This is a genomic window from Oscillatoria sp. HE19RPO (genome assembly GCF_024220515.1).
Lineage (GTDB): Bacteria > Cyanobacteriota > Cyanobacteriia > Cyanobacteriales > Laspinemataceae > Laspinema.
This window is the reverse complement of sequence record NZ_JAMXOT010000049.1, coordinates 1-3188: the sequence shown is the minus strand read 5'-3', so window position 1 is coordinate 3188 and position 3188 is coordinate 1. Positions and strand designations below refer to the sequence as shown.

At 49.2% G+C, this 3188-nt stretch carries 2 protein-coding genes; both read right to left on the bottom strand.

Annotated features, from left to right (window positions below; all coding sequences use genetic code 11):
- Window positions 1-101: 101 nt before the first annotated feature.
- Window positions 102-389 (bottom strand): DUF3288 family protein, encoded by a 288-nt coding sequence (locus tag NG833_RS05560; RefSeq protein WP_254564315.1) that lies wholly within the window; start codon window positions 387-389, stop codon window positions 102-104.
- A gap of 44 nt (window positions 390-433) precedes the next feature.
- Window positions 434-2815: a tetratricopeptide repeat protein gene (locus NG833_RS05555; protein WP_254564314.1), complete on the bottom strand. Its 2382-nt coding sequence runs from the start codon at window positions 2813-2815 to the stop codon at window positions 434-436.
- Window positions 2816-3188: the final 373 nt, after the last annotated feature.

Sequence of the window (3188 nt, the reverse complement as noted above, 5' to 3'; positions counted from 1 at the left end):
GCAATGCTTGCGCCCTCCGGAGGGCGCAAGCATTGCGCCCCTACACATACAGATTGACGCGGCTCGTTTTTATAGACTTATCAGTATTGCGAAATGGAGTATTACATCCAATCTTCGCTATCACTATCTTGTGCGCGATAAACTCGACCTTTCCTGTGAATCTCGCGGGTTTTTTCAAATAAATCCTCTTCCGTCATATTCCAACGGGATAACACTTTTTCGATGTCACTCCAGACATCCCTTGAACCGGGAAATCCTCGATACCGAATTCGCAATCGCGCTAATTCCGCCAGATTATATTCGGTCATATCTCCGGCTAAAATTTTGTCCAGAGTCTCGCGATCCTTACGAGCTTGGGGATGTTGTTGTTCCTGTTTAATCTCAGACATAATTCTGGAAATCCTCCTAGATTGAGTTAATGAATACGAACTTGCTATTTTCTTAGGTTTTCAAAAATTCCATACATATCTTGAGCAAATTTAGCAGGATTCCACAACGGAGATAGGTGTTTGGGTTGCTTAGAACGGATTAATTGATGGCGAATGTCTTGGCGAATTTTCAACTCTTGACCCAACCGAACTCCCCAATCGATATACTCCTCCCAACTCCAGGCAATTCCACCCTCAATGCCTAGGGTCTGGAGGAATGAATATCCCATCCGTGCCAAACAGAGTTCTCCCACTCGGGTGACAATGGGTAGGTTAAACCATAAGGCTTCTAGGGTATGAGTGCCGCCATTGTAAGGATAGGAATCTAATAAAATATCTGCACATTCATAGATAGACCGATGCTTTTCTTCCGTTGGGGTTCTGGATATTAAAATAACTCGATTATGGGAAACTCCTAAATCGGTACAGGCTTGTTTATAGAGTTCCAAAATCGCCGATCGCTCTCCTTCGCCTTTATGGAGTAACACACTATTGGGAACTTGTTTAAGAATTTGAATTTGGGCTATAACCAACTCTCGATTCAGTTTTTTCCCGGGGGCGACACAGAGGTAGACAATCTGTTGCCAACTGATTCCTAGGCTTAATCGGACGACTTCGCGCTCGACGGATTGACGCTTAAATCCGGAAACCGCCACAAAGGAATCGGGCATTCGGATTAACTGTTCGATGTAATCGGCTTCAATCCCTGGGGGATGGGTGTGCCGATCGCCTAAATAGTAATGCCTTGAAGATAAAAAGGGCGCATCAAATCCCAGCCAAGACAGGCAAATCGGCGCAGGTTGCCGGTACAAAATATCTAACTGTTCAGAACAGGTAACTGAATCTAGGTCAATTAAAATATCAAGATTATCCTGGCGGATTTGCTCAAAAAGCTCTAATTGCGCGGCTTCAAAATTAGCACTTTGAGGTTGATAAAATTGGGTGGCGAGGTTCTCAAACTCTTGGGTTTTATCATCCCTCGCTTGAGATTGAGTCACGTAGAGATACAGTTCAGCAGAAAGCCCAGATAACTCGCGCAGAATATCTGCACTACACCATCCGATGGAATGGCGGCGAAAATGAGGGGAGAGGAAGCCGATTTTTAGATGGGGGGGATGGGGGAGATGGGGGAGAGTGGGGGGATGGGGGAGATGGTTGAGGCGGGCTTGATTTTTAGAGCCGAGGCGTTTGGCTAAGGTTAGATTGGCCCTGGCATCATCGCGCAGATGGGGTTGGGAAAACATTAGGCGAGAATACAGCAAGGCGATCGAGTCGAGGTCTAGAGAATCTAGGTCGGACTCAATTTGAGTTTCTAGGGTGAAAAAGGTTTCCCGGGCTAATTCGCTGTATCCCCCATGTAAACAGAGGGAGAGATAGGGGAGGGCGGCTAACAGTCTGGTGGGGCCTTGGGCGCGGTTTAAATAGTCTTCAGCCGCTTGTCGCAGGGAATCAAAGTCGATGCCGAAGGGGTCGCGGGAGCGAATGAGATAGAACAAGGCATGGTGTGCTGGGATTAAGTTGGGATCGAGGCCGATCGCCTGAAGAAAGCAGTCCACGACCTCTTGCCATGCTGACCGACTGAGAGTTTGATGCTGATGCCCTTGTTGTAACAGGGCTTGACCTAAATTGTAATGAATCCCGGCTAACTGGGGGCTGAGGGTTTGGGCTGTTTTTAGGGCCGCAATCCCGGCCTCGAAGGACCCCTGTTGGATCAGGGCGTTGCCGAGATTAGAATGCCCTTGGGAGAAGTTGGGTTCGAGGGCGATCGCCTGTTGGTAGTGGTGAATCGCCTCCTCAACTCTTGCCAGGGTTAACAGGGTATTTCCGATGGTTAAATGCCGTTGCGCGTTTCCCATAGCCGGTTCAAGGCGTAAGGCATCCTGCCAGGACTCCACTGCCTCTCCTAAGCGGCCTAGATCCTGATAGAGCATTCCGAGGTTCCAGTGAATGCCAGCTTGGGAGGGTTCGAGGGCGAGGGCGGTTTGGTAGCAGGCGACTGCGCGTTCCGACTCCCCCCGACGATAGTAGAGGCTGCCCAAATTCGCATGAACTGCCGCAAACTCGGGGATAATTTGTAGCGCCTGTTGGTAAGCGCGTTCCGCTGCGGCCCATTTTTCTTGGGATTGGAGGATATTACCCAGAGTCTTGTAGGTTTCTGCGGATTGAGGGTTCAATTTGAGCGCCCCTTGACAGTGGGCGATCGCCTCACTCAAATCACCTTGCCGCCAATAGAGGTCCCCCAGTTGACCATAAGCCTCAACCGCATCCGGGTTAAAATTCAGGGCTTCTTGATAAAAGGCGATCGCTTCAGACCACTGCCCCTTAGCTTTTAACTGATGGCCGCGCTGGATCCAAACTCCAGCTTTTTCCAGATCAATCACAGACATTTCCCTCATCCCCACGGATTTTCAGTCTTGACTCCCATAGCAATCCTAAATCAAAACTGCTCCCTGCCCCTACTTTGCCTTATGCCCTGCAATGGATTACATCGTCCCGGTCCAAAGGCATAATTACAACTTGGTAATAATTAGCCGGAATTTCTCCGATTTATAACAATTCCCTATAGGAATAGGGTGGGCTTCCGGTCCCCGGACCTTGGCAAGGTCCGGGGACCGGAGAATAAGGGGATTGCAAAATATAAATCCTCCAAACGTTCAACTGAAAGAAAGGTATCTGTCGGAGTAAATGCTTGCGCCCCAGGGCGTATGCAATACGCCCCTACATTGACGGGGCTACTCCGTTGAGCAGTGACTACGAACG

What these genes read in the sequence shown, in the direction of transcription:
- NG833_RS05555 (WP_254564314.1), bottom strand. Translation starts at nt 2,815, where the DNA reads ATGTCTGTGATTGATCTGGAAAAAGCTGGAGTTTGGATCCAGCGCGGC.
- NG833_RS05560 (WP_254564315.1), bottom strand. Translation starts at nt 389, where the DNA reads ATGTCTGAGATTAAACAGGAACAACAACATCCCCAAGCTCGTAAGGAT.